The organism is Acinetobacter sp. YH16044 (assembly GCF_013417145.1).
GTDB lineage: Bacteria > Pseudomonadota > Gammaproteobacteria > Pseudomonadales > Moraxellaceae > Acinetobacter > Acinetobacter amyesii.
This window is the reverse complement of sequence record NZ_VPEK01000128.1, coordinates 1-1,648: the sequence shown is the minus strand read 5'-3', so window position 1 is coordinate 1,648 and position 1,648 is coordinate 1. Positions and strand designations below refer to the sequence as shown.

Sequence of the window (1,648 nt, the reverse complement as noted above, 5' to 3'; positions counted from 1 at the left end):
TTCAGGATATTGAAGCAGGTAAGGATAAACAAAAAATTCTATCTGAACTTTTAGCTTCTGGCCTTGAAGCAGCAGCTCAAGAAATGAGAAAGGATTAAATAGTAAAGCCCCAAGAATGGCAGTTCTTAGGGCTTTGAATTCGTGTACAACCAAATACAACGAGGTACAACCATTGTACAACCAAAACACTCCAAATCAAAGCGAGCGACAAGCCCACGTCCGACATCCCGACGGCTCGCGCGGGTGCGGCGTGGTGTCGAGCGAAGCGAGTCTTGTTAAATATACGGATAATTCCTCCATCCTTACACAGCAAGGCTTTCAGAGAATCAGAGATCGTTTCAAACTTCTCAATAAAGTTCGAAAAATACTCAAGGGCGAACGTACACAACACTGTTTTTTTAATCGTGTAGACAGAAATGACGGTGTAGGGGTTATGTTTAATAAATCCCGAAATAAAGCCAATTACTCAAATATTATGCGATGTGCTAATGCCTGGGGCTGTCCTGTATGTGCTGCAATTATTTCTGAACATCGTAAAAACGAAGTTAAAGAAGCTATGGACTGGTGGCAGGGACAAGGCGGATCTGTATTATTGCTTACATTAACCGTTCCCCATTATTCACATACCGATATTAAACAACTCAAAAAAGACCTTAAAAAAGCATATTCAAAATTCTTCAAGGGTGTTCGTGCATCTCAAAATATGTTCTCAAAATGGATGATTGAGCATTACATTTCATGCTTTGAAATTACGCATGGCGACAACGGTTTTCACCCTCATTATCACGTTTTGTTATTTATCCCTTATTCAATTGGTGTGGGTTCTTTATCCCTTATGCAGGCTGATATGTTTAAGGTTTGGGAACATTGCTGTTTAAAGGCAGGTCTAGGCGCACCAAGTCAAAAACATGGATTACATTTGCAAGCTGGCAATGAAGCAGGTAACTACGTTTCAAAATGGGGCTTAGAACATGAAATGACTAAGGGCCACGTTAAAAAAGGGAAAAAAGACGGTAGAACTCCATTTGATATTTTAAGAAGTTTTGATGAAACAGGTGATGAAAAAGAAGCTAACTTATTCCGCTTGTATTATTTTGCTTTTAAGGGGCAACGCCAATTAAATTGGTCTAGAGGTCTTAAAAAACTTTGTAGCAAAGGACAGGAAAAAACAGACCAAGAAATTGTAGACGATACTGACAACGTAGCAGAAATGCTTTTCAAATTAGATATTGAGCTATGGAATGCTGTTAGATCGCAAGGCAAACAAGGCGAATTGCTTATTGCTGTTGTTGAAGATCAGACTCTCAAAAAACCTATGGACTTGGTGCGCCAATGTTTGATTGATCAAGGGGTCTTAGGGTCGCCCTAACAAGGTCACAGGGTACTATGTGTATCCTTGCTTACATGTTGTCATGTTGTCATGTTTACAAGTACCGAACGAGTGTCTACGAGTGACGACCCCATCATAAAAATTCCAAAACCTTTCTTCCTTGATTACAAGCTCCCATAAAAATTCTAAGCGGGAAAAACCGAGCAAAGCGACGACCCGATTTTTGTTTCTCGAATGAGAAACGCGGAAGCGTGCATTACTGAAAAATCATCACGAATTGGCTAGGGGTGAAAAATCAAAAAAAAGGCATCTGAAAAG

1 protein-coding gene is annotated in these 1,648 nt (G+C 39.9%); it reads left to right on the top strand.

What is annotated here, in order from left to right:
- Positions 1-253: 253 nt before the first annotated feature.
- A complete protein-coding gene (locus FTV38_RS17440; RefSeq protein WP_373886483.1) occupies positions 254-1,369 on the top strand; it encodes a protein rep in 1,116 nt (371 codons plus the stop codon).
- Positions 1,370-1,648 lie beyond the last annotated feature (279 nt).